Here is a 20,424-nt window from a genome sequence, read left to right on the forward strand (position 1 = left end):
GTGGAGCGGTAGTTCAGTTGGTTAGAATACCTGCCTGTCACGCAGGGGGTCGCGGGTTCGAGTCCCGTCCGTTCCGCCACCCTAATTAGGGGCGTAGTTCAATTGGTAGAGCACCGGTCTCCAAAACCGGGTGTTGGGAGTTCGAGTCTCTCCGCCCCTGCCAGAAAATTATCCTTAGCATTTGCTAAGGATTTTTTTTGCCTGAAAAACGGCCCCCGGCATATCCATTCAACTCCTTTCCCGGCATCCTTGCCATGGCTGTCCCTTTAATCTTCCAGGACGTTTGTTTTTAACAGATCGCGGATCAACGTATGTTTATCGCTATTTTGTAGCCATATTGCATATAACGGGCGTGAAAGCGTAGCGCTGTCGGCAACGGTATGAAGCCCGCCTTTTTCTTTGGCCCAGCCAACAGGAAGCCAGCTGCATCCATTAAGAGCAGACAGTTGCTGTCTCGCCAGTTCAGCTGAACTGGTGGTAAGAACGGGAACCTCATCGCTCGCAATCAAACCCACTTCATGCTGTTGAAAATCAGGCCCCCATTCAAGACGCAGATAATTTAATTCATCTTTCATCTGTGATGGGCTGCTGCAATACAATGCGAGTGTGAAATGTCCCAGCAATTGACTGCTAAACTCATCCATTTTTGGCGCTTCGGTGGTAATGAGCAGATCAAGCTGACGTTCATGGAGTTGCTTTACTAACGACTGGCGTTGAGCGATCCTGGCTTCAAATTGCAGACTGGCTTGCGGCTCCAGAGACTGATATAAGCGTGCCAGCCAGCCATTGAGCATGCACTCCCACAGAGAAGCGCTGGCACCGATAGAAAACTCATTATGCCGCGATGTATGCGCCACTTCCTTACGTGCCGCCTGCCACGTATTCATCAGCGTTTCTGCATAGGGTAGTAGCTTTTCACCTGCTGCGGTTAAGCGGATATTGTTTCTGTGCCGGGTGAACAGGTTCACACCAAGCTGATTTTCCAGTTGTCTTATCCGAAAACTGACCGCCGATTGGGTCAGGTAGAGCGCTTCTGCCGCTCGTCCAAAGTGGCGTGTCCGGCTAACTTCCAGGAAAGTTTTTAACAATTCCGTATCCACAACGCTCTCCACAAAATTATTTGTCGTAATGATTTAAATCTTTTGTTTTACACTCTGTCAAGCGTAACTAATACTCCGCGCCATAAATAGCTCGGCCAAAGAATTAGGAGCGTGCAGGATGGCGGAAAGCTTTACGACGACTAATCGATATTTCGACAACAAATATTATCCACGCGGATTCTCTCGTCATGGTGATTTCACCATCAAAGAGGCACAACTGCTTGAACGTCATGGTTATGCCTTCAATGAGCTGGATCTGGGGAAACGTGAGCCAGTAACCGAAGAAGAGAGACTGTTTGTCGCGGTATGCCGTGGCGAACGTGAGCCGGTGACAGAAGCAGAACGCGTCTGGTCTAAATATATGACGCGTATTAAGCGTCCAAAACGTTTCCACACTCTGTCTGGCGGTAAACCGCAGATGGAAGGTGCGGAAGACTACACCGAATCTGACGATTAATAAAAAAAGGGCGAAATGCCCTTTTTTTACGTCAGTAGTTTTTGTAAATGAATCAGTAGTCTGTCTATTGCCCGATAGCCCACAGCCTCCTGCAAATGCAGGCGCGTAATATTCTCCGTTTGTTCCAGATCGGCAATGGTACGGGCAACCTTCAGTAAGCGCTGCCAGGCTCGTATAGACAATCCCAGATGTATCAGCGTCTCCTCCAGCCAGTGCGCATCATCACTGTGTAGAGAGCAGTACTTTCGTATACCCTGGCTGTCCAGATGGGCGTTTAGCTTCCCCTGTCGTTCGTACTGGCGTTTCCGTGCGGATATCACCCGTACTTTCACTGTAGCGCTGTCCTCGCCTTTCACCGCTGCCTGGCTGAGTATACCGGGCGGTGGCAGGGGAATTTCGAGCGAGAGATCGAATCGATCGAGAAAGGGGCCGGATAAACGGCTGAGGTAGCGCAACGTCTGTTCCGGGCTACAGCGATTATGGTTCCCCTGATAGTGACCGGTCGGGCTGGGATTCATCGCTGCAATCAGTTGGAAGCGCGCAGGATAGGTGATCTTTGCCCGGGTGCGCGAAAGGTGTATCTGACCAGACTCAATAGGTTCACGCAGCGCATCCAGCGTGCGTCGCTCAAACTCAGGCAGTTCATCCAGAAACAAAATACCGTTGTGCGCCAGCGATATTTCTCCTGGCGCGGGTATTGAACCTCCCCCCACCATTGCCGTTAATGACGCGCTGTGATGAGGCGAGCGGAAAGGACGTCGTTTCCACTGCCTTTGTACCGTATCGGCGTTCACCAGGCTGAGAATCGCCGCGCTTTCCAGCGCTTCTTTGTCGCTTAATGATGGCAGTAGCCCATTAATGCGGCTGGCCAGCATGGTTTTTCCCGTACCTGGCGGGCCTATCAGCAGCAGGTTGTGCCCTCCTGCGGCCGTGATTTCCAGGCCTCGTTTCCCCTGTTCCTGACCGATAACATCACTGAGATCGTCATGCAGTAAACAGGCGTCAGAATCGGTAGAGACTGGTTTCTCAAGATCCCGTTTCCCTTCCAGAAATGCGCATACCGTTTGCAGATGATCTGCAATCAGGCATCCCTCTCCGCTGATTAGCCCAACTTCTGTTGCATTCTCTTTTGCAACAATGATATGTCTGCCTGCCCGAATTGCCTCGGTTGCACTGGATATCGCGCCTGGAACGCCACGTAACGCACCTGTAAGGGCCAGTTCGCCCACCAGTTCATATTCATTAAGCTTATTTGTTGTAAGTTGCTCTGACGCCGCCAGAAGCGCAATTGCGATAGGTAAATCATATCTTCCGCCCTCTTTGGGTAAATCTGCCGGGGCCAGATTAATGGTGATTTTCTTCGCCGGAAATTCATACCCGCTATTGATGATTGCGCTGCGAACCCGATCCCGGGCCTCCTTTACCGTCGTTTCAGGTAGCCCAACCATTGTTAAACCCGGCAGGCCATTACTGATATGCACCTCGATGGTTATTGGGGGCGCATTAACGCCAAGTGCGGCGCGTGTGTGAACAATCGACAGTGACATAATTCCTCCCGTTGAGAGAATTATGCTGCATTAAAAACCAGGAATATCCTGCACGATCGTTAACTTTCGGCGCGTATTCCGGTAATTTTATCGCCTTTTCAAAATATGCTTTGCTGTTCGGAAGCGTGCTCGCAAAAAATCACAGATGCGAAAAAAAGATGGGGGTTGCTGCTGTTTATGAGGCAAAAAGTGAAAATTTTTCATTTCCTGTTTTTTGTATAAAAAACAATGATTTTTTGCTAAACCGTTAGCTGCGTCAGAAAAATGAAAATAAAAATATCTTGTGCTATTGGCGAAAGCTATGGTAACTCTTTAGGCATTCCTTCGAACAAGATGCAAGAATAGACAAAAATGACAGCCCTTCTACGAGTGATTAGCCTGGTCGTGATTAGCGTGGTGGTGATTATTATCCCACCGTGCGGGGCTGCACTTGGACGAGGAAAGGCTTAGAAATCAAGCCTTAACGAACTAAGACCCCCGCACCGAAAGGTCCGGGGGTTTTTTTTGACCTTAAAAACATAAACGAGGAGCAGACAATGACTAATAGCATAAAATTCTGTTTCTCCAGATTTACGGCGGGGATGTAGCTATGAATGGGGCACAGTGGGTGGTACATGCTTTGCGAGCACAGGGCGTTGAAACCGTTTTTGGTTATCCCGGTGGTGCAATTATGCCGGTTTACGATGCGTTGTATGACGGCGGCGTGGAACATCTGTTGTGTCGTCACGAGCAGGGTGCGGCGATGGCGGCAATCGGCTATGCGCGTTCAACGGGCAAAACGGGCGTCTGTATCGCCACGTCCGGCCCTGGCGCTACCAATTTGATCACCGGTCTGGCTGACGCACTGTTAGATTCCGTGCCGGTTGTGGCCATCACGGGTCAGGTTTCCGCTCCGTTCATCGGAACGGACGCTTTTCAGGAGGTTGATGTGCTGGGGCTGTCGTTGGCATGTACGAAGCACAGCTTCCTCGTGCAATCGCTGGAAGAGCTGCCGCGCATCATGGCTGAGGCTTTCCGGGTTGCTAACTCGGGTCGTCCTGGCCCTGTTCTGGTTGATATCCCCAAAGATATCCAGTTAGCCAATGGTTCACTGGAGCCGTATTTCACCACCGTTGAAAACGAAACGGCTTTCCCGCACGCGGACGTTGAACAGGCGCGTCGGATGATGGCGCAGGCGCAAAAACCGATGCTGTACGTGGGCGGCGGCGTAGGCATGGCGCAGGCCGTACCCGCGCTGCGCGAATTTATCGCTGCGACGCAAATGCCGGTGACCTGCACGTTAAAAGGCCTGGGCGCGGTGGATGCCGACTATCCGTATTATCTCGGTATGTTGGGGATGCATGGCACTAAAGCGGCAAACTTTGCGGTGCAGGAGTGCGATCTGCTGATTGCCGTAGGGGCACGTTTTGATGACCGGGTGACGGGCAAGCTGAATACCTTTGCGCCGAACGCCAGCGTGATCCACATGGATATCGATCCGGCGGAAATGAACAAACTGCGTCAGGCGCATGTCGCGTTGCAGGGCGATCTGAACGCATTATTGCCCGCGTTACAGCAACCGTTAAATATTGACGCCTGGCGTCAGCACAATGCTGAACTGCGTACTGAGCACGCCTGGCGTTACGATCATCCCGGTGAAGCCATCTATGCGCCGCTGCTGTTAAAACAGTTGTCGGAACGTAAACCCGCAGACAGCGTGGTGACAACGGATGTGGGCCAGCATCAGATGTGGTCTGCGCAGCATATGACGTACTCGCGCCCGGAGAATTTCATCACCTCCAGCGGCTTAGGTACGATGGGTTTTGGCCTGCCTGCGGCGGTTGGCGCGCAGGTTGCGAGGCCGAATGATACCGTTATCTGTATCTCCGGTGACGGCTCTTTCATGATGAATGTACAAGAGTTGGGCACCGTAAAACGCAAGCAGTTGCCGTTGAAGATTGTCTTACTCGATAACCAGCGGTTAGGCATGGTTCGACAATGGCAACAACTGTTTTTCCAGGAACGATATAGCGAAACCACCCTTACCGATAACCCCGATTTCCTCATGTTAGCCAGCGCCTTCGGCATTCCTGGCCAACACATCACCCGTAAAGACCAGGTTGAAGCGGCGCTCGACACCATGCTGAACAGTGATGGGCCATACCTGCTTCATGTCTCAATCGACGAACTTGAGAATGTCTGGCCCCTGGTGCCGCCTGGCGCCAGTAACTCAGAAATGCTGGAGAAATTATCATGATGCAACATCAGGTCAATGTGGCGGCTCGCTTCAACCCGGAAACGTTAGAACGTGTTTTACGCGTGGTTCGCCACCGTGGTTTTCAGGTGTGCTCCATGAATATGGAAGCCGCCACCGATGCGCAAAATATAAATATCGAATTGACCGTTGCCAGCCCCCGGTCGGTCGACTTACTGTTTAGTCAGTTAAGTAAACTGGTAGATGTTGCACATGTTGCTATCTGCCAGAGCACAACCACATCACAACAAATCCGCGCCTGAGCGCAAAAGGAAGAAAAATGACGACGAAAAAAGCTGATTACATCTGGTTCAATGGTGAGATGATTCGTTGGGAAGATGCGAAGGTTCATGTGATGTCCCACGCACTGCACTACGGTACTTCCGTGTTTGAAGGGATCCGTTGCTACGACTCTCACAAAGGTCCAGTGGTGTTCCGCCATCGTGAACACATGCAGCGTTTGCATGATTCAGCCAAAATCTATCGTTTTCCCGTCTCCCAGAGCGTTGATGAGCTGATGGAAGCCTGCCGCGACGTTATCCGTAAAAACAACCTGACCAGCGCGTATATTCGTCCGCTGGTGTTTGTGGGCGATGTGGGGATGGGCGTTAACCCGCCTCCGGGATACAGCACTGACGTCATCATCGCGGCGTTCCCATGGGGCGCATACCTGGGCGCAGAAGCGCTGGATCAGGGGATCGATGCGATGGTTTCTTCCTGGAACCGCGCAGCGCCAAACACCATTCCGACAGCGGCAAAAGCGGGCGGTAACTACCTTTCTTCACTGCTGGTAGGGAGTGAAGCGCGTCGTCATGGCTACCAGGAAGGTATCGCGTTGGATGTGAATGGTTATATTTCCGAAGGCGCAGGCGAAAACCTGTTTGAAGTGAAAGATGGCGTGTTGTTTACCCCGCCGTTTACCTCCTCCGCGCTGCCAGGTATTACCCGTGATGCGATCATTAAGCTGGCGAAAGAGCTGGATATCGAAGTGCGTGAGCAGGTGCTGTCTCGCGAATCTCTGTATCTGGCGGACGAAGTGTTTATGTCCGGTACTGCGGCAGAGATCACACCGGTTCGCAGCGTGGACGGTATCCAGGTAGGCGAGGGCCGCTGCGGTCCGGTCACCAAACGTATTCAGCAAGCATTCTTTGGCCTCTTCACCGGTGAAACCGAAGATAAATGGGGCTGGTTGGATCAGGTAAATCCATAAATTAAAAATAAATGGGACGGCACGCACCGTCCCATTTAACAGACAGACACTGGGAGTAAATTACGCATGCCTAAGTATCGTTCCGCCACAACCACACATGGTCGCAATATGGCGGGTGCCCGCGCGCTGTGGCGCGCCACCGGGATGACCGATGCCGATTTTGGCAAACCGATCATCGCCGTCGTGAACTCATTCACCCAATTTGTACCGGGTCACGTTCATCTGCGCGATCTCGGTAAGCTGGTCGCCGAACAGATTGAAGCCGCTGGCGGCGTCGCCAAAGAGTTCAACACCATTGCCGTGGATGATGGAATCGCTATGGGTCACGGGGGCATGCTGTATTCACTGCCGTCTCGCGAACTGATCGCCGACTCGGTGGAGTACATGGTGAACGCCCACTGTGCGGATGCGATGGTCTGTATCTCCAACTGCGACAAAATCACCCCAGGGATGCTGATGGCCTCGCTGCGCCTGAACATTCCGGTAATTTTTGTCTCCGGCGGCCCGATGGAAGCCGGGAAAACCAAACTTTCCGATCAGATCATCAAGCTCGATCTGGTTGATGCGATGATTCAGGGCGCGGACCCGAAAGTTTCCGACGATCAGAGCAATCAGGTCGAACGCTCCGCCTGCCCGACCTGTGGGTCGTGTTCCGGGATGTTCACCGCTAACTCAATGAACTGCCTGACGGAAGCGCTGGGCCTGTCGCAGCCGGGCAACGGCTCGTTGCTGGCAACCCACGCCGATCGCAAGCAGCTGTTCCTCAATGCCGGTAAGCGCATTGTTGAGCTGACTAAACGTTACTACGAGCAGGACGACGCTTCCGCACTGCCGCGTAATATCGCCAGTAAAGCGGCGTTTGAAAACGCCATGACGCTGGATATCGCTATGGGCGGTTCGACCAACACCGTTTTACACCTGCTGGCGGCGGCACAGGAAGCGGAAATCGACTTCACCATGAGTGATATCGACAAGCTTTCCCGCAAGGTTCCACAGTTGTGTAAAGTCGCGCCAAGTACGCAGAAATACCACATGGAAGACGTCCACCGCGCAGGCGGCGTGCTGGGTATTCTGGGCGAGCTGGATCGCGCCGGGCTGATGAATCGCGATGTAAAAAACGTGCTGGGTCTGACGCTGCCGCAAACGCTGGAGCAGTACGACGTTATGGTCAGCCAGAATGAAGCGGTAAAACAGATGTTCCGTGCAGGCCCGGCGGGTATCCGCACGACGCAGGCGTTCTCGCAGGATTGCCGCTGGGATTCGCTGGATACCGACCGCGCCGAAGGCTGCATTCGCTCGCTGGAACATGCCTACAGCAAAGATGGCGGTCTGGCTGTGCTCTACGGTAACTTTGCTGAAAACGGCTGTATCGTAAAAACCGCAGGCGTGGATGACAGCATCCTGAAATTTACCGGCCCGGCGAAAGTCTATGAAAGCCAGGACGATGCGGTTGAGGCGATCCTCGGCGGTAAGGTGGTTGCCGGTGATGTGGTGGTTATTCGCTACGAAGGGCCTAAGGGTGGGCCTGGTATGCAGGAAATGCTCTATCCGACCACCTTCCTGAAATCGATGGGGCTGGGTAAAGCCTGTGCGCTGATCACCGATGGCCGTTTCTCCGGCGGCACGTCTGGCCTCTCTATCGGTCACGTCTCACCGGAAGCGGCCAGCGGCGGTAATATTGCCATCATCGAAGATGGCGACATGATTGCTATTGATATTCCAAACCGTGGTATTCAACTGCAACTGAGCGATGCGGAAATCGCCGCGCGCCGCGAAGCGCAGGAAGCCCGTGGTGATAAAGCCTGGACGCCGAAAGATCGTCAGCGTCCGGTCTCCTTTGCGCTGCGTGCTTATGCCAGCCTGGCGACCAGCGCCGATAAAGGCGCGGTACGCGATAAATCGAAGCTGGGAGGTTGATGATGGCCGAGTCGCAACCCCTGTCAGCCGCCCCGGAAGGGGCGGAGTATCTGCGTGCGGTACTCCGCGCGCCGGTATATGAAGCAGCGCAGGTGACGCCGCTGCAAAAAATGGAAAAACTCTCTTCGCGCCTCGACAACGTTATTCTCGTGAAGCGTGAAGACAGGCAGCCTGTACACAGCTTCAAGCTGCGCGGAGCCTACGCGATGATGGCGGGGCTCACCGAAGAACAAAAAGCCCACGGCGTTATCACCGCATCGGCGGGTAACCATGCTCAGGGCGTGGCGTTCTCCTCCGCGCGTTTGGGTGTGAAAGCATTGATTGTGATGCCGCTGGCGACCGCCGATATCAAAGTGGACGCGGTGCGTGGGTTTGGCGGGGAAGTGCTGCTGCACGGCGCGAACTTTGATGAAGCGAAAGCGAAAGCTATCGAGCTGGCGCAACAGCAGGGCTTCACCTGGGTTCCGCCGTTCGATCATCCGATGGTGATTGCCGGGCAGGGCACGCTGGCGCTGGAACTGCTCCAGCAGGATGCGCATCTCGACCGCGTATTCGTGCCGGTTGGCGGCGGTGGACTGGCGGCAGGCGTAGCGGTGCTCATCAAACAACTGATGCCGCAAATCAAAGTGATCGCCGTTGAAGCGGAAGATTCGGCCTGCCTGAAAGCGGCGCTGGATGCCGGTCATCCGGTGGATCTCCCGCGTGTGGGACTGTTTGCCGAAGGCGTGGCGGTTAAACGTATCGGCGATGAAACCTTCCGTCTGTGCCAGGAATATCTCGACGACATTATCACCGTCGACAGCGATGCGATTTGCGCAGCGATGAAAGATCTGTTCGAGGATGTGCGTGCGGTGGCGGAACCTTCCGGTGCGCTGGCGCTGGCGGGGATGAAAAAATACATCGCCCAACACAATATTCGCGGCGAACGCCTGGCGCATGTGCTTTCTGGCGCGAATGTGAACTTTCATGGTCTGCGCTATGTGTCTGAACGCTGCGAGCTGGGTGAACAGCGCGAAGCGCTGCTGGCGGTGACTATCCCGGAAGAGAAAGGCAGCTTCCTGAAGTTTTGTCAGCTGCTGGGCGGCCGTTCCGTTACTGAATTTAACTACCGTTTTGCCGACGCTCAAGATGCCTGCATTTTTGTCGGCGTCCGTCTGAGCCGTGGACTGGAAGAGCGCAAAGAGATTCTCGCGCTGCTGCATGAAGGCGGCTACAGCGTGGTGGATCTCTCCGACGACGAAATGGCGAAACTGCATGTGCGCTATATGGTTGGCGGACGCCCATCGAAACCGTTGCAGGAACGTCTGTACAGTTTCGAATTTCCAGAGTCGCCCGGCGCGCTGCTGAAGTTTCTGCACACGCTGGGAACGCACTGGAATATTTCGCTGTTCCACTATCGCAGCCACGGCACCGACTATGGTCGTGTGCTGGCGGCGTTCGAACTGGGCGAAAACGAGCCTGATTTCGAAACCCGGCTGAACGAGCTGGGCTATGAGTGCCACAACGAAAGCGATAACCCGGCATTCCGCTTTTTCCTGGCGGGTTAGGGTGTTCGGGAAAATGCCTGATGGCGCTGCGCTTATCAGGCCTACGTTCTTTTGAGCCGTAGGTCGGATAAGGCGCTTGCGCCGCCATCCGGCTAGTGGTTGGGCAGAATGTTCCAGAACGCATCAATAAGCGGCTCATGCAGCCGCTTTTTTTGTGCGCAAACGCCCAGCTCAAACGGCGTTTTCTCGTCGCTGCGCTCCAGGATCATCACGCGGTTACGCACGGGTTCAGGGCTATTTTCCAATACTACTTCCGGCAGCAGCGCCACGCCGCAGCCGAGCGCGACCATCGACACCATCGCTTCATGTCCACCGACCGTCGCGTATATCGACGGATTGCTGATTTTCTGACGGCGGAACCACAGCTCAATACGGCGACGCACCGGGCCTTGATCGGCCATGATAAACGGCACCGTTGACCAGTCGGGTTTATCCACTGAGACCTGATTTCGCACCGGGCAAGGCAATGCGGGAGCTATCAGCACCACCGCCAGATTCTCCAGCATTGAAAACGCGACCGCCCCGGGCAGGGTTTCCGGTTTACCGGCAATCGCCAGATCCGCCTCGCCCGTCACCACTTTTTCCATCGCATCGGCGGCATCGCCGGTGGTGAGTTTGATTTCCACAGAGGGATGCTCCGCCCGGAAACGGTCAAGAATGGGCGGCAGATGGCTATAAGCGGCGGTGACCGAGCAGAAGATATGCAGCTCGCCCGACAGCGACGGGCCTTGTTGGTCGATGGTGTGGCGTAACTGCTGATACTGCAACAGCGTTTGCTGGGCAAACGTTCGCAGCTCTTCTCCCGCTTCGGTGAGCGTGACGGTACGGTTATCGCGAATGAACAGCGGCTGGCCGAGATCCTCTTCGAGGCGTTGAATCTGCCGGGAGAGCGTGGAAGGGCTAACGTGCATTGCCCGCGCGCTGCGGCCAAAATGGCGACTTTCCGCCAGATGCAGGAAGGTTTTCAGATCGCGTAAATCCACTGGCTTTACTCCCGATGTCTACGTTGCAGAAATTGCAATGTGATGTTGTGAATATATCAATTTCCGCAATAAATTTCCTGTCATATAGTGAGTTCATTCTCTCTTGCACAGACACGGCAAGCGAACCGAACAATAAGCACGACACAACATCACGGAGTTACAGATATGGCTAACTACTTTAATACACTGAATCTGCGCCAGCAGTTGGCGCAACTGGGTAAATGTCGCTTTATGGGCCGCGATGAATTTGCCGATGGCGCGAGCTACCTTCAGGGTAAAAAAGTGGTCATCGTCGGCTGTGGCGCTCAGGGGCTGAACCAGGGCCTGAACATGCGTGACTCCGGTCTGGATATCGCCTACGCCCTGCGTAAAGAGGCGATTGCCGAGAAACGTGCTTCCTGGCGTAAAGCGACCGAAAACGGCTTCAAAGTGGGGACTTACGAAGAGCTGATCCCGCAGGCTGATCTGGTGGTTAACCTGACGCCGGACAAACAGCACTCCGACGTGGTGCGTTCCGTACAACCTCTGATGAAAGACGGCGCGGCGCTGGGTTACTCCCACGGTTTCAACATCGTGGAAGTGGGCGAGCAGATCCGCAAAGATATCACCGTGGTGATGGTGGCGCCGAAGTGCCCGGGTACTGAAGTCCGTGAAGAGTACAAACGTGGTTTCGGTGTACCGACGCTGATCGCCGTTCACCCGGAAAACGATCCGAAAGGCGAAGGGATGGCGATTGCTAAAGCATGGGCGGCGGCAACTGGCGGTCATCGTGCGGGCGTGCTGGAGTCCTCCTTCGTGGCGGAAGTGAAATCTGACCTGATGGGCGAGCAGACCATCCTGTGCGGTATGCTGCAAGCGGGTTCTCTGCTGTGCTTCGATAAGCTGGTGGAAGAAGGTACCGATCCGGCATATGCGGAAAAACTGATTCAGTACGGCTGGGAAACTATCACCGAAGCGCTGAAGCAGGGCGGCATTACGCTGATGATGGATCGTCTGTCCAATCCGGCAAAACTGCGTGCTTATGCGCTGTCTGAACAGCTGAAAACCATCATGGCGCCGCTGTTCCAGAAACACATGGACGACATCATCTCCGGTGAATTCTCCTCCGGTATGATGGCGGACTGGGCGAACGACGATAAGAAACTGCTGACCTGGCGTGAAGAGACCGGTAAAACCGCATTCGAAACCGCGCCGCAGTATGAAGGTAAAATCGGTGAGCAGGAGTACTTCGATAAAGGCGTACTGATGATCGCGATGGTGAAAGCGGGCGTTGAGCTGGCATTCGAAACCATGGTGGATTCCGGCATCATCGAAGAGTCTGCGTACTATGAGTCACTGCACGAACTGCCGCTGATCGCCAACACCATCGCCCGTAAGCGTCTGTATGAAATGAACGTGGTTATCTCTGATACCGCCGAGTACGGCAACTACCTGTTCTCTTACGCTTGTGTACCGTTGCTGAAAGCGTTCATGACTGAAATTCAACCGGGCGATCTGGGTAAAGCGATTGCTGAAGGTGCGGTTGACAACGCACAGCTGCGTGATGTGAACGAAGCGATTCGTGGCCACGCTATTGAGAAAGTGGGCCAGAAACTGCGTGGCTATATGACGGATATGAAACGCATTGCGGTAGCTGGTTAAACAGGTTGTCGGGTGGCGCTAACGCTTACCCGATCTACAAAAAGCCATTATTTCGTAGGCCGGGTAAGCGTTAGCGCCATCCGGCAAAAAAGCCCGGTGTTTATACTCACCGGGCTTTTTATTAGTTGCGATACAGCACCTTAATGATGTGGTATCCGAACTGAGTGTGCAGTGGGCCGGTTGGTTCCAGCACCGGGCAGGAGAAGACCACTTTGTCGAACGCCGGAACCATCTGGCCCTGACGAAACTCACCTAAGTCACCGCCTCTTTTGCCTGACGGGCAGATAGAGTGCTTTTTCGCCAGTTGGCCGAAGTCGGCGCCATTCTTGATTTGTTCCAGAAGATCCAGCGCCAGCTTCTCTTCTTTTACCAGGATATGCAGTGCTGCTGCGGTTTTCGCCATTATTTCGCTCTCATGTCTCAAAGGTTGCCCGCCACTTTATCATTCCTTGGGGTGTCGGACATATACTCTTCGCCATCGCAGGACAGATGTCCCGCCGGGTTTAATGAACCGGGAGATGAACGACACTTTTATCAGACATATTCCCTCTGCAACAGGACAGCCGTCCTGTCTTTCCATCTCAGGAGAGAGATAACATGAGCTCAATGAAAAACGCAGAATTTTCAGGCGACTGGCTGACAGGGCTAACCCAAATCGTACGCGATCCGCAGCTGTATGAGCTGCTCAAATATTGCCCTCTGGACATCATGCAGCGCTGGCGCGTTGAGGAAATACCTCGCGGAGCGCTGATTTGCCGTCAGGGCGACATTTGTCGGCAATTCTCGCTGATTGTTTCCGGTGAGGTGGATGTCTTTTACGAAGCTGAAGACGGGCGCCGTTATCGGCAGGCACATTACCGCAAAGGCGACATGCTGGGCGAGCTGGAGATTTTTGAGTCGCGGCATTACATCTGTTCGGTGATGGCGGTTGGTAGCGTTCAGTTGTTAAGCCTGCCGCAGGCGGATTTTCATCGCTGGCTGGCGCTGGATAACCATTTTAACCAGCGGATGCTGCGCTTTTTCAGCCAGCAATATTATCAGTTGTCGAAAAAGGCCAGCAGCGACAATTTGTACTCGCTGTATCAACGGGTTTGCCAGGCATTATGGCAGCGATATCAACATGATGAATCGACCACGATTTTGCTGGATAAACAAAATCTCAGTCAGGAATTTGCGGCGACGACGCGCAGTATCAACCGTATTTTGCACGATCTGAAATCGCTGAAAATTATTGATACCGACGGTGAGCGGATCGTCTTATTAGCCCCTGAAAAACTGAAACAGGAGGCGGAGATCTGAGTCCCTCAGCACAGTAAGGAGACAGAAGATGCAACCCCATATTCGATTAAGCAATAGCATGACCGGTGCGCGGTATGCGCTATTGCCCGGCGATCCCGAGCGGGTGGACAGGATCGCCCACTTTCTTGATAACCCTGAGATACTGGGGCAAAACCGGGAATTTCGGGCGGCGCGCGGCACATATAAAGGGATTGAGATTCTGGTGCTGTCGACGGGAATCGGCGGGCCATCAACGGCCATTGCCATTGAAGAGTTACGGCAGATTGGCGTGGACACGCTGATTCGCATCGGTAGCTGTGGGGCATTGCAGGATACGCTGGCGCTGGGTGATCTGATTATCGCCAACGGTGCGGTCGCCGATGACGGCACCAGCAAAACCTACGCGCCAGCCTGCTATCCGGCCTGCGCAGACCCGCAGCTTATCGCCACGTTGATCCAGCAGGCGAAGCAGATGAACATTCCTGCGATTTGCGGGCTGGTGCGCAGCCACGACAGCTTTTATACCGATCGTGAAGCTGAACTGGATGCGGAATGGTCAGCGCGCGGCATTCTCGGGGCGGATATGGAAACGGCGGCGCTGATGGTGGTCGGCGCATTACGTGGGCTGCGTACGGCGTCGTTGCTGAACGTGGTCGTTGCCCACAACGGCTGTCTGGACAGCAGTATTAATGATTATGTTCAACAGGAAACGCTGTGCCTGCGGGGTGAAGAACGTCAGATTTCCCTGGCGCTACAGGCCATTTATTTCGATAGCCAGCAAGGAGAGCAGTGATGGACTTTTTCAGTATTAACAACGTGATGGTCAACATTCCTCTCGGCGAAGGCGGGTATGCGCTGTCGTGGATTGAGGCTATCGGCACGGTCTTTGGTTTATTGTGCATCTGGTGCGCCAGCCGGGAAAAAATCATCAATTACCTGTTTGGTCTGATTAACGTCACCCTGTTTGCCGCGATCTTTTTCCAGATTCAGCTATATGCCAGCCTGCTGCTTCAGGTGTTCTTCTTTGCCGCCAATATCTATGGCTGGTATGCGTGGAGCCGTCAGAATGAGGCGCAAGAGGCAGCGCTGAAGGTGCGCTGGCTCTCCCGCCAGCAAACGCTGGTGCTGAGTGGTGTGTGTATTGTCGCCATCCTGCTGATGACGCGGTTTATCGACCCGGTGTTCGCCATGCTGACCCATATTATGCTCGGGATGCTGCAAACGGTAGGAGTTCAGGTGGCGATGCCAGAGCTACAGCCAGACGCGTTCCCGTTCTGGGATTCCACCATGCTGGTGTTGTCGATCGCGGCGATGGTGCTGATGACCCGCAAATATGTGGAAAACTGGCTGCTGTGGGTGCTTATCGACGTCATTAGCGTGGTGATTTACGCGGTACAGGGTGTCTATGCGATGTCGCTGGAGTATATCCTGCTAACGGCGATTGCGATTATGGGATCGTACAGCTGGGTCCTGAGCGCAAAACGCAACGGCTATACGCCGCTTGCCGCCAGCGCCTCCTGATTAACGCTTTCCAGGCTGTCTGAAAGGGCAGCCTGTTACTCCCTCGGCCCTGCTTTCTGCTACAATCCTTCCCCCGTTCGAAGATTGAGCAATATTCCCATGCGTTTAAACCCCGGCCAACAACACGCTGTCGAATTCGTCACCGGCCCCTGCCTGGTACTGGCGGGCGCGGGTTCTGGTAAGACACGCGTTATTACCAATAAAATCGCCCATCTGATTCGTGGTTGCGGCTATCAGGCGCGCCATATTGCGGCAGTGACCTTTACCAATAAAGCGGCACGTGAAATGAAAGAGCGTGTCGGGCAAACGCTGGGGCGTAAAGAGGCGCGCGGGCTGATGATCTCCACTTTCCATACGTTGGGGCTGGATATCATCAAACGTGAATATGCGGCGTTGGGGATGAAATCGAACTTTTCGCTGTTTGACGATACCGATCAGGTCGCATTGCTGAAAGAGCTGACTGACGGTCTGATTGAAGATGACAAAGTTATCTTGCAACAGCTGATCTCGACGATCTCTAACTGGAAAAACGATCTGATGACGCCCGCTCAGGCGGCGGCAAGCGCAAAAGGGGAGCGCGACCGTATCTTCGCTCACTGTTATGGTCTGTACGATGCACATCTGAAGGCCTGCAATGTGCTCGATTTTGACGACCTGATTCTATTGCCGACGCTGCTGCTACAGCGTAATGAAGAGGTGCGTGAGCGCTGGCAGAACAGGATTCGCTATCTGCTGGTGGATGAATACCAGGATACCAACACCAGTCAGTATGAACTGGTGAAGCTGCTGGTAGGAAGCCGCGCGCGCTTTACGGTGGTGGGTGATGATGACCAGTCGATCTACTCCTGGCGCGGCGCGCGTCCGCAAAACCTGGTGTTGTTGAGTAAGGATTTCCCGGCGCTACAGGTGATCAAGCTGGAGCAGAACTATCGTTCCTCCGGGCGCATTCTGAAAGCGGCGAATATCCTGATTGCCAATAACCCTCACGTCTTTGAAAAACGCCTCTTTTCTGAACTGGGCTATGGCGCGGAACTCAAGGTTCTGAGCGCGAACAATGAAGAGCACGAGGCCGAACGCGTCACCGGCGAGCTGATTGCTCATCACTTTGTGAATAAGACTGAATACAAGGATTACGCCATTCTGTATCGCGGGAACCACCAGTCGCGGGTGTTTGAAAAATTCCTTATGCAGAACCGTATTCCCTACAAAATTTCTGGCGGCACGTCGTTCTTCTCCCGCCCGGAGATTAAAGACCTGCTGGCCTATCTGCGCGTACTGACCAACCCGGATGATGACAGCGCTTTCCTGCGGATTGTGAATACGCCAAAACGAGAAATCGGCCCGGCTACGCTGCAAAAGCTGGGCGAATGGGCGATGACGCGCAACAAGAGTCTGTTTACCGCCAGTTTTGATGTGGGGCTGAACCAGACGCTGACCGGGCGCGGCTATGATTCACTGACCCGCTTCACCCATTGGCTGGGGGAAATTCAGCGTCTGGCGGAGCGTGAGCCGATTGCCGCCGTGCGCGATCTCATCCACGGTATTGATTACGAATCCTGGTTGTATGAGACCTCGCCGAGCCCAAAAGCGGCGGAAATGCGCATGAAGAACGTCAACCAGCTGTTTAGCTGGATGACCGAAATGCTTGAAGGTAACGAACTTGACGAACCCATGACGCTCACCCAGGTGGTGACGCGCTTTACGCTACGCGACATGATGGAGCGTGGCGAAAGTGAAGAAGAGTTGGATCAGGTACAGCTCATGACGCTGCATGCCTCGAAAGGGCTGGAGTTTCCGTACGTGTTTATGGTGGGAATGGAAGAAGGATTCCTGCCGCACCAGAGCAGCATTGACGAAGACAATATCGATGAGGAGCGCCGTCTGGCCTATGTGGGGATCACCCGCGCGCAGAAAGAGCTGATCTTCACGCTGTGCAAAGAGCGTCGTCAGTACGGCGAACTGGTGCGCCCGGAACCAAGCCGCTTTTTGCTGGAACTGCCGCAGGACGATCTTATCTGGGAGCAGGAGCGTAAAGTGGTAACGGCCGAGGAGCGGATGCAGAAAGGGCAGGCCAGCATAGCCAATATCCGCGCCATGATGGCGAAAGCAAAAGCGAAGTAGGTATTTTCCAGGCCGGATAAGCGTAAGCGCCATCCGGCTGCCAGCATCTAATGAACGTCCAAAGGCCAGTGGACATAGCTTTGCCACTGGCTTTCCTGCTCGATCAACTCTTTACCCAGCGGGTGATGCTCCAGCCACCCTTGCGGCAAGGTTAACGTCAGATTCTCATCCTGCGCCTGCAACGTAATCTGTGGCACCAGATCGTCACGGCGACGGCTGGCAAAAATGATCGCCAGACGCAACAGGCGACAAAGATGTTCAGCGACGCGCGGCGGCACCGCATTCTGCTGGTGGAGGGAAGAGAGGTCGATCGGGTTGGTCTGATTTAACAGCAGGGTGGCTAACAGCTTCTTTTGCGCGGGGGTGAATCCCGGTAAATCCAGATTACGCACCAGATAAGCCGCGTGCTGCGGCGCCTGTTTAAAATCAACGCTCAGGCCGATTTCATGCAGCTGACAGGCACTGGTCAGGAGTTCGCGACTGATCGGCTCAAGATGCCACTTATCTTCCACCTGATCGAGAAAGTTTACCGCCAGATCCGCTACGCGATGCGCCTGTTCGGTATCGACCATAAATCGACGCTGAATGTTACGCAGCGTGCGGCTGCGAATATCCTGATCCACCGCCAGATGCAGCATGCCATACACCAACCCTTCGCGCAGCGCTCCGCCCGCAAGCGTCATACACTGGATGTCCAGTTCGGTGAAAATCGCGATCAGAATGGCCAGACCGCTGGGGAATACCAGCGCGCGTTCCAGCGTTAACCCTTCAATTTCCAACTCTTCCAGACGGCCGCAATGAATTGCGCGTTGCTTCAGCTGTTGAAGTTTCGCCAATGTGATGCGCTCATCCATGCCCTGCGCCATCATGATTTCCTGCAACGCCTGGACGGTGCCAGACGCGCCTACGCAGACTTTCCAGCCATGCTTGCGTAGCTCATCGGCGACCGGACGTAGCACTTCACGCGCGGCTTTTTCCGCTTCATCGAAGTTTTCTTGCGCCAGATTGCGATCGGTAAAGTAGCGTTCAAGCCAGGTGACGCAGCCCATTGACAGGCTAAACAGAGAGGTGGTTTGTGCGCCGGTTCCGGTGACCAGTTCGGTGCTGGCGCCGCCAATATCGACCACCAGACGCTGATCGGCGCCGCCGGTGGTATGGGCAACACCCTGATAAATCAGCCGCGCTTCTTCTTCGCCGCTAATGACCTGGACAGGACAACCGAGGATCTCCTGCGCTTTGGCGATAAACTCGCCCGCATTGACGGCGAGACGCAGCGTTGCCGTGGCGACGACGCAGATTTGCGGTTGAGGAATATCCTGTAGGCGTTCAGCGAAAAGGCGCAGGCATTGCCAGCCGCGCTCCATCGCTTCAGCGGAAAGCGAATTATCACTGTTCAGGCCCGCAGCCAGACGCACCTTGCGCTTAATTCGCGTGAGCGTCTGGATGCTTCCAGCCACCTCGCGTACAACCAGCATATGAAAACTATTGGAACCGAGATCAATTGCGGCATATAGCGAAGTGGAAGTGAGCATATATTACGTTAACCTGAACGACGACGATTACGCGGCGCGCCGGTGCGACGCGGTCCATTGCCTGGGCGCGAGCGCGTCAGGCGCAACGGCTTCGGCAAATTGGTCATCAGCGCTTCCGGGTTATATTTGCTGACCGGGATAGAGTGACCAATATAAGCCTCAATGGCAGGCAGGTTCAGCGCGTACTCTTCACAGGCCAGGCTGATAGAGTGACCGCTCGCTCCTGCGCGACCCGTACGTCCGATACGGTGAACGTAGTCTTCGCAGTCATCCGGCAGGTCATAGTTAAAGACGTGCGTTACGGCCGGAATGTGCAGACCGCGCGCGGCAACGTCGGTTGCGACGAGGATATCGAGATCGCCACGGGTAAACTCGTCGAGAATACGCAGACGTTTTTTCTGCGCAACGTCGCCGGTCAACAGGCCGACACGATGACCGTCAGCTGCCAGATGCCCCCAGATGTCTTCGCAGCGGTGCTTGGTATTGGCGAAAACAATGGCGCGATCCGGCCACTCTTCTTCGATCAGCGTTTGCAGCAAACGCATCTTCTCTTCGTTAGAAGGGTAGAAGAGCTCTTCTTTAATACGGTGGCCTGTCTTTTGTTCCGGCTCCACTTCAACATATTCGGCGTTGTTCATCTGCTCGAACGCCAGTTCGCGAACACGGTAAGAGAGGGTTGCGGAGAACAGCATGTTCAGACGCTGATTGGCCGGCGGCATGCGGCGGAACAGCCAGCGGATGTCTTTAATAAAGCCCAGATCGTACATGCGATCGGCTTCATCCAATACGACGACCTGAATGGCGCCGAGGTTAATGTGGTTTTGTTTCGCGTAGTCGATCAGACGACCCGTGGTGCCGATCAGAATGTCGACGCCGCTTTCCAGCACTTTCAGCTGTTTGTCGTAGCCGTCACCGCCGTAGGCCAGGCCTAATTTCAGGCCGGTGGTCTGCGCCAGCGGTTCCGCATCGGCGTGGATCTGCACGGCCAACTCACGCGTCGGCGCCATAATTAAGGCGCGCGGCTGGTTCACCTTGCGATCGTCAATCGCGGGATGAGAGAGAAGATAATGAAACGAAGACGTCAGGAACGCCATCGTTTTCCCGGTTCCGGTTTGCGCCTGCCCTGCGACATCACGACCCGCCAGCGTTAGCGGGAGGGCCAATGCCTGAATGGGCGTACAATTATGAAACCCTTTATTTTCAAGGGCTTCTATCACCTTTGGGTGCAGGGCGAAGTCGGAAAACTTCTGTTCTGTTAAATGTGTTTTGCTCATAGTGTGGTAGAATATCAGCTTACTATTGCTTTACGAAAGCGTATCCGGTGAAATAAAGTCAAC

19 protein-coding genes and 2 tRNA genes are annotated in these 20,424 nt (G+C 54.4%); 15 read left to right on the forward strand and 6 right to left on the reverse strand.

Annotated elements, in window-relative coordinates:
* The first annotated feature begins 2 nt into the window (after window positions 1-2).
* Together OGW17_RS03810 and OGW17_RS03815 are read left to right on the forward strand one after the other, a co-directional pair.
* A tRNA-Asp gene (locus OGW17_RS03810) sits at window positions 3-79 on the forward strand.
* A gap of 8 nt (window positions 80-87) precedes the next feature.
* Window positions 88-163 (forward strand) — tRNA-Trp (locus OGW17_RS03815).
* A 103-nt stretch (window positions 164-266) separates the two neighbouring features.
* On the opposite strand, the gene hdfR is transcribed toward OGW17_RS03815, so the two are convergent.
* The gene (hdfR, locus tag OGW17_RS03820; RefSeq protein ID WP_012131114.1) at window positions 267-1,112 is read right to left on the reverse strand and encodes an HTH-type transcriptional regulator HdfR; all 846 of its coding nucleotides are present in this window, start codon (window positions 1,110-1,112) and stop codon (window positions 267-269) included.
* Between the two features lie 106 nt (window positions 1,113-1,218).
* On the opposite strand from hdfR, the gene maoP reads away from it, so the two are divergent.
* Window positions 1,219-1,557, forward strand: coding sequence for a macrodomain Ori organization protein MaoP (maoP, locus tag OGW17_RS03825; RefSeq protein ID WP_012131115.1), 339 nt, complete (start codon window positions 1,219-1,221; stop codon window positions 1,555-1,557).
* A gap of 26 nt (window positions 1,558-1,583) precedes the next feature.
* Here maoP and OGW17_RS03830 read toward each other — a convergent pair whose 3' ends face one another.
* Window positions 1,584-3,104 (reverse strand): YifB family Mg chelatase-like AAA ATPase, encoded by a 1,521-nt coding sequence (locus OGW17_RS03830; protein WP_071258123.1) that lies wholly within the window; start codon window positions 3,102-3,104, stop codon window positions 1,584-1,586.
* A gap of 351 nt (window positions 3,105-3,455) precedes the next feature.
* Between OGW17_RS03830 and ilvL the strand changes: the two genes are divergently transcribed.
* From ilvL to ilvA, 7 genes are all read left to right on the forward strand, one after another.
* Entirely contained in the window at window positions 3,456-3,554 is a 99-nt protein-coding gene (ilvL, locus tag OGW17_RS03835; protein WP_001311244.1) for an ilv operon leader peptide, read from the forward strand.
* An 86-nt stretch (window positions 3,555-3,640) separates the two neighbouring features.
* Window positions 3,641-3,691: a peptide IlvX gene (ilvX, locus tag OGW17_RS21585; protein WP_202401504.1), complete on the forward strand. Its 51-nt coding sequence runs from the start codon at window positions 3,641-3,643 to the stop codon at window positions 3,689-3,691.
* 2 nt (window positions 3,692-3,693) lie between these two features.
* A complete protein-coding gene (gene ilvG / locus OGW17_RS03840; RefSeq protein ID WP_071258124.1) occupies window positions 3,694-5,340 on the forward strand; it encodes an acetolactate synthase 2 catalytic subunit in 1,647 nt (548 codons plus the stop codon).
* Window positions 5,337-5,600 (forward strand): acetolactate synthase 2 small subunit, encoded by a 264-nt coding sequence (ilvM, locus tag OGW17_RS03845; RefSeq protein ID WP_012131119.1) that lies wholly within the window; start codon window positions 5,337-5,339, stop codon window positions 5,598-5,600. The genes ilvG and ilvM overlap by 4 nt, the downstream gene beginning before the upstream one ends.
* Before the next feature lie 17 nt (window positions 5,601-5,617).
* Window positions 5,618-6,547 carry a branched-chain-amino-acid transaminase gene (gene ilvE, locus OGW17_RS03850; RefSeq protein WP_012131120.1) on the forward strand — a complete coding sequence of 310 codons (930 nt, stop codon included), beginning with the start codon at window positions 5,618-5,620 and terminating at the stop codon, window positions 6,545-6,547.
* 66 nt (window positions 6,548-6,613) lie between these two features.
* Window positions 6,614-8,464 (forward strand): dihydroxy-acid dehydratase, encoded by a 1,851-nt coding sequence (gene ilvD, locus OGW17_RS03855; RefSeq protein WP_024130091.1) that lies wholly within the window; start codon window positions 6,614-6,616, stop codon window positions 8,462-8,464.
* A gap of 2 nt (window positions 8,465-8,466) precedes the next feature.
* Window positions 8,467-10,011 (forward strand): threonine ammonia-lyase, biosynthetic, encoded by a 1,545-nt coding sequence (gene ilvA / locus OGW17_RS03860; RefSeq protein ID WP_024130092.1) that lies wholly within the window; start codon window positions 8,467-8,469, stop codon window positions 10,009-10,011.
* Between the two features lie 92 nt (window positions 10,012-10,103).
* Here the strand turns inward: ilvA and ilvY are convergent, their stop codons facing one another.
* Window positions 10,104-10,994, reverse strand: a complete 891-nt coding sequence (gene ilvY, locus OGW17_RS03865; protein ID WP_024130093.1) for an HTH-type transcriptional activator IlvY — start codon at window positions 10,992-10,994, stop codon at window positions 10,104-10,106.
* 165 nt (window positions 10,995-11,159) lie between these two features.
* Between ilvY and ilvC the strand changes: the two genes are divergently transcribed.
* Window positions 11,160-12,635 (forward strand): ketol-acid reductoisomerase, encoded by a 1,476-nt coding sequence (gene ilvC / locus OGW17_RS03870; RefSeq protein WP_012131124.1) that lies wholly within the window; start codon window positions 11,160-11,162, stop codon window positions 12,633-12,635.
* Between the two features lie 121 nt (window positions 12,636-12,756).
* Here the strand turns inward: ilvC and ppiC are convergent, their stop codons facing one another.
* Window positions 12,757-13,038 (reverse strand): peptidylprolyl isomerase PpiC, encoded by a 282-nt coding sequence (ppiC, locus tag OGW17_RS03875; protein ID WP_071258125.1) that lies wholly within the window; start codon window positions 13,036-13,038, stop codon window positions 12,757-12,759.
* A 194-nt stretch (window positions 13,039-13,232) separates the two neighbouring features.
* On the opposite strand from ppiC, the gene OGW17_RS03880 reads away from it, so the two are divergent.
* The 4 genes from OGW17_RS03880 (at window position 13,233) to rep (ending at window position 17,555) form a co-directional block, all read left to right on the forward strand.
* Complete coding sequence (locus OGW17_RS03880) at window positions 13,233-13,934, forward strand: Crp/Fnr family transcriptional regulator (RefSeq protein WP_024130094.1); 702 nt, start codon at window positions 13,233-13,235, stop codon at window positions 13,932-13,934.
* Window positions 13,935-13,962: 28 nt separating this feature from the next.
* Window positions 13,963-14,706, forward strand: coding sequence for a nucleoside phosphorylase (locus OGW17_RS03885; RefSeq protein WP_047460034.1), 744 nt, complete (start codon window positions 13,963-13,965; stop codon window positions 14,704-14,706).
* Window positions 14,706-15,434 carry a nicotinamide riboside transporter PnuC gene (gene pnuC, locus OGW17_RS03890; RefSeq protein WP_071258126.1) on the forward strand — a complete coding sequence of 243 codons (729 nt, stop codon included), beginning with the start codon at window positions 14,706-14,708 and terminating at the stop codon, window positions 15,432-15,434. Before OGW17_RS03885 ends, pnuC begins: the two co-directional genes overlap by 1 nt.
* Window positions 15,435-15,533: 99 nt before the next feature.
* Window positions 15,534-17,555, forward strand: a complete 2,022-nt coding sequence (gene rep, locus OGW17_RS03895; protein WP_049009050.1) for a DNA helicase Rep — start codon at window positions 15,534-15,536, stop codon at window positions 17,553-17,555.
* 47 nt (window positions 17,556-17,602) lie between these two features.
* Here rep and gppA read toward each other — a convergent pair whose 3' ends face one another.
* Together gppA and rhlB are read right to left on the reverse strand one after the other, a co-directional pair.
* The gene (gene gppA / locus OGW17_RS03900; protein ID WP_071258127.1) at window positions 17,603-19,087 is read right to left on the reverse strand and encodes a guanosine-5'-triphosphate,3'-diphosphate diphosphatase; all 1,485 of its coding nucleotides are present in this window, start codon (window positions 19,085-19,087) and stop codon (window positions 17,603-17,605) included.
* 8 nt (window positions 19,088-19,095) lie between these two features.
* Window positions 19,096-20,361 carry an ATP-dependent RNA helicase RhlB gene (rhlB, locus tag OGW17_RS03905; protein WP_012131132.1) on the reverse strand — a complete coding sequence of 422 codons (1,266 nt, stop codon included), beginning with the start codon at window positions 20,359-20,361 and terminating at the stop codon, window positions 19,096-19,098.
* Window positions 20,362-20,424: the final 63 nt, after the last annotated feature.

The sequence above is a fragment of the Citrobacter sp. CK181 genome (assembly GCF_030333595.1).
Taxonomy (GTDB): Bacteria; Pseudomonadota; Gammaproteobacteria; order Enterobacterales; family Enterobacteriaceae; genus Citrobacter_B; species Citrobacter_B koseri.

What these genes read in the sequence shown, in the direction of transcription:
- maoP (WP_012131115.1), top strand. Translation starts at nt 1,219, where the DNA reads ATGGCGGAAAGCTTTACGACGACTAATCGATATTTCGACAACAAATAT.
- OGW17_RS03830 (WP_071258123.1), bottom strand. Translation starts at nt 3,104, where the DNA reads ATGTCACTGTCGATTGTTCACACACGCGCCGCACTTGGCGTTAATGCG.
- ilvL (WP_001311244.1), top strand. Translation starts at nt 3,456, where the DNA reads ATGACAGCCCTTCTACGAGTGATTAGCCTGGTCGTGATTAGCGTGGTG.
- ilvG (WP_071258124.1), top strand. Translation starts at nt 3,694, where the DNA reads ATGAATGGGGCACAGTGGGTGGTACATGCTTTGCGAGCACAGGGCGTT.
- ilvM (WP_012131119.1), top strand. Translation starts at nt 5,337, where the DNA reads ATGATGCAACATCAGGTCAATGTGGCGGCTCGCTTCAACCCGGAAACG.
- ilvE (WP_012131120.1), top strand. Translation starts at nt 5,618, where the DNA reads ATGACGACGAAAAAAGCTGATTACATCTGGTTCAATGGTGAGATGATT.
- ilvD (WP_024130091.1), top strand. Translation starts at nt 6,614, where the DNA reads ATGCCTAAGTATCGTTCCGCCACAACCACACATGGTCGCAATATGGCG.
- ilvA (WP_024130092.1), top strand. Translation starts at nt 8,467, where the DNA reads ATGGCCGAGTCGCAACCCCTGTCAGCCGCCCCGGAAGGGGCGGAGTAT.
- ilvC (WP_012131124.1), top strand. Translation starts at nt 11,160, where the DNA reads ATGGCTAACTACTTTAATACACTGAATCTGCGCCAGCAGTTGGCGCAA.
- ppiC (WP_071258125.1), bottom strand. Translation starts at nt 13,038, where the DNA reads ATGGCGAAAACCGCAGCAGCACTGCATATCCTGGTAAAAGAAGAGAAG.
- OGW17_RS03880 (WP_024130094.1), top strand. Translation starts at nt 13,233, where the DNA reads ATGAGCTCAATGAAAAACGCAGAATTTTCAGGCGACTGGCTGACAGGG.
- OGW17_RS03885 (WP_047460034.1), top strand. Translation starts at nt 13,963, where the DNA reads ATGCAACCCCATATTCGATTAAGCAATAGCATGACCGGTGCGCGGTAT.
- pnuC (WP_071258126.1), top strand. Translation starts at nt 14,706, where the DNA reads ATGGACTTTTTCAGTATTAACAACGTGATGGTCAACATTCCTCTCGGC.
- rep (WP_049009050.1), top strand. Translation starts at nt 15,534, where the DNA reads ATGCGTTTAAACCCCGGCCAACAACACGCTGTCGAATTCGTCACCGGC.
- gppA (WP_071258127.1), bottom strand. Translation starts at nt 19,087, where the DNA reads ATGCTCACTTCCACTTCGCTATATGCCGCAATTGATCTCGGTTCCAAT.
- rhlB (WP_012131132.1), bottom strand. Translation starts at nt 20,361, where the DNA reads ATGAGCAAAACACATTTAACAGAACAGAAGTTTTCCGACTTCGCCCTG.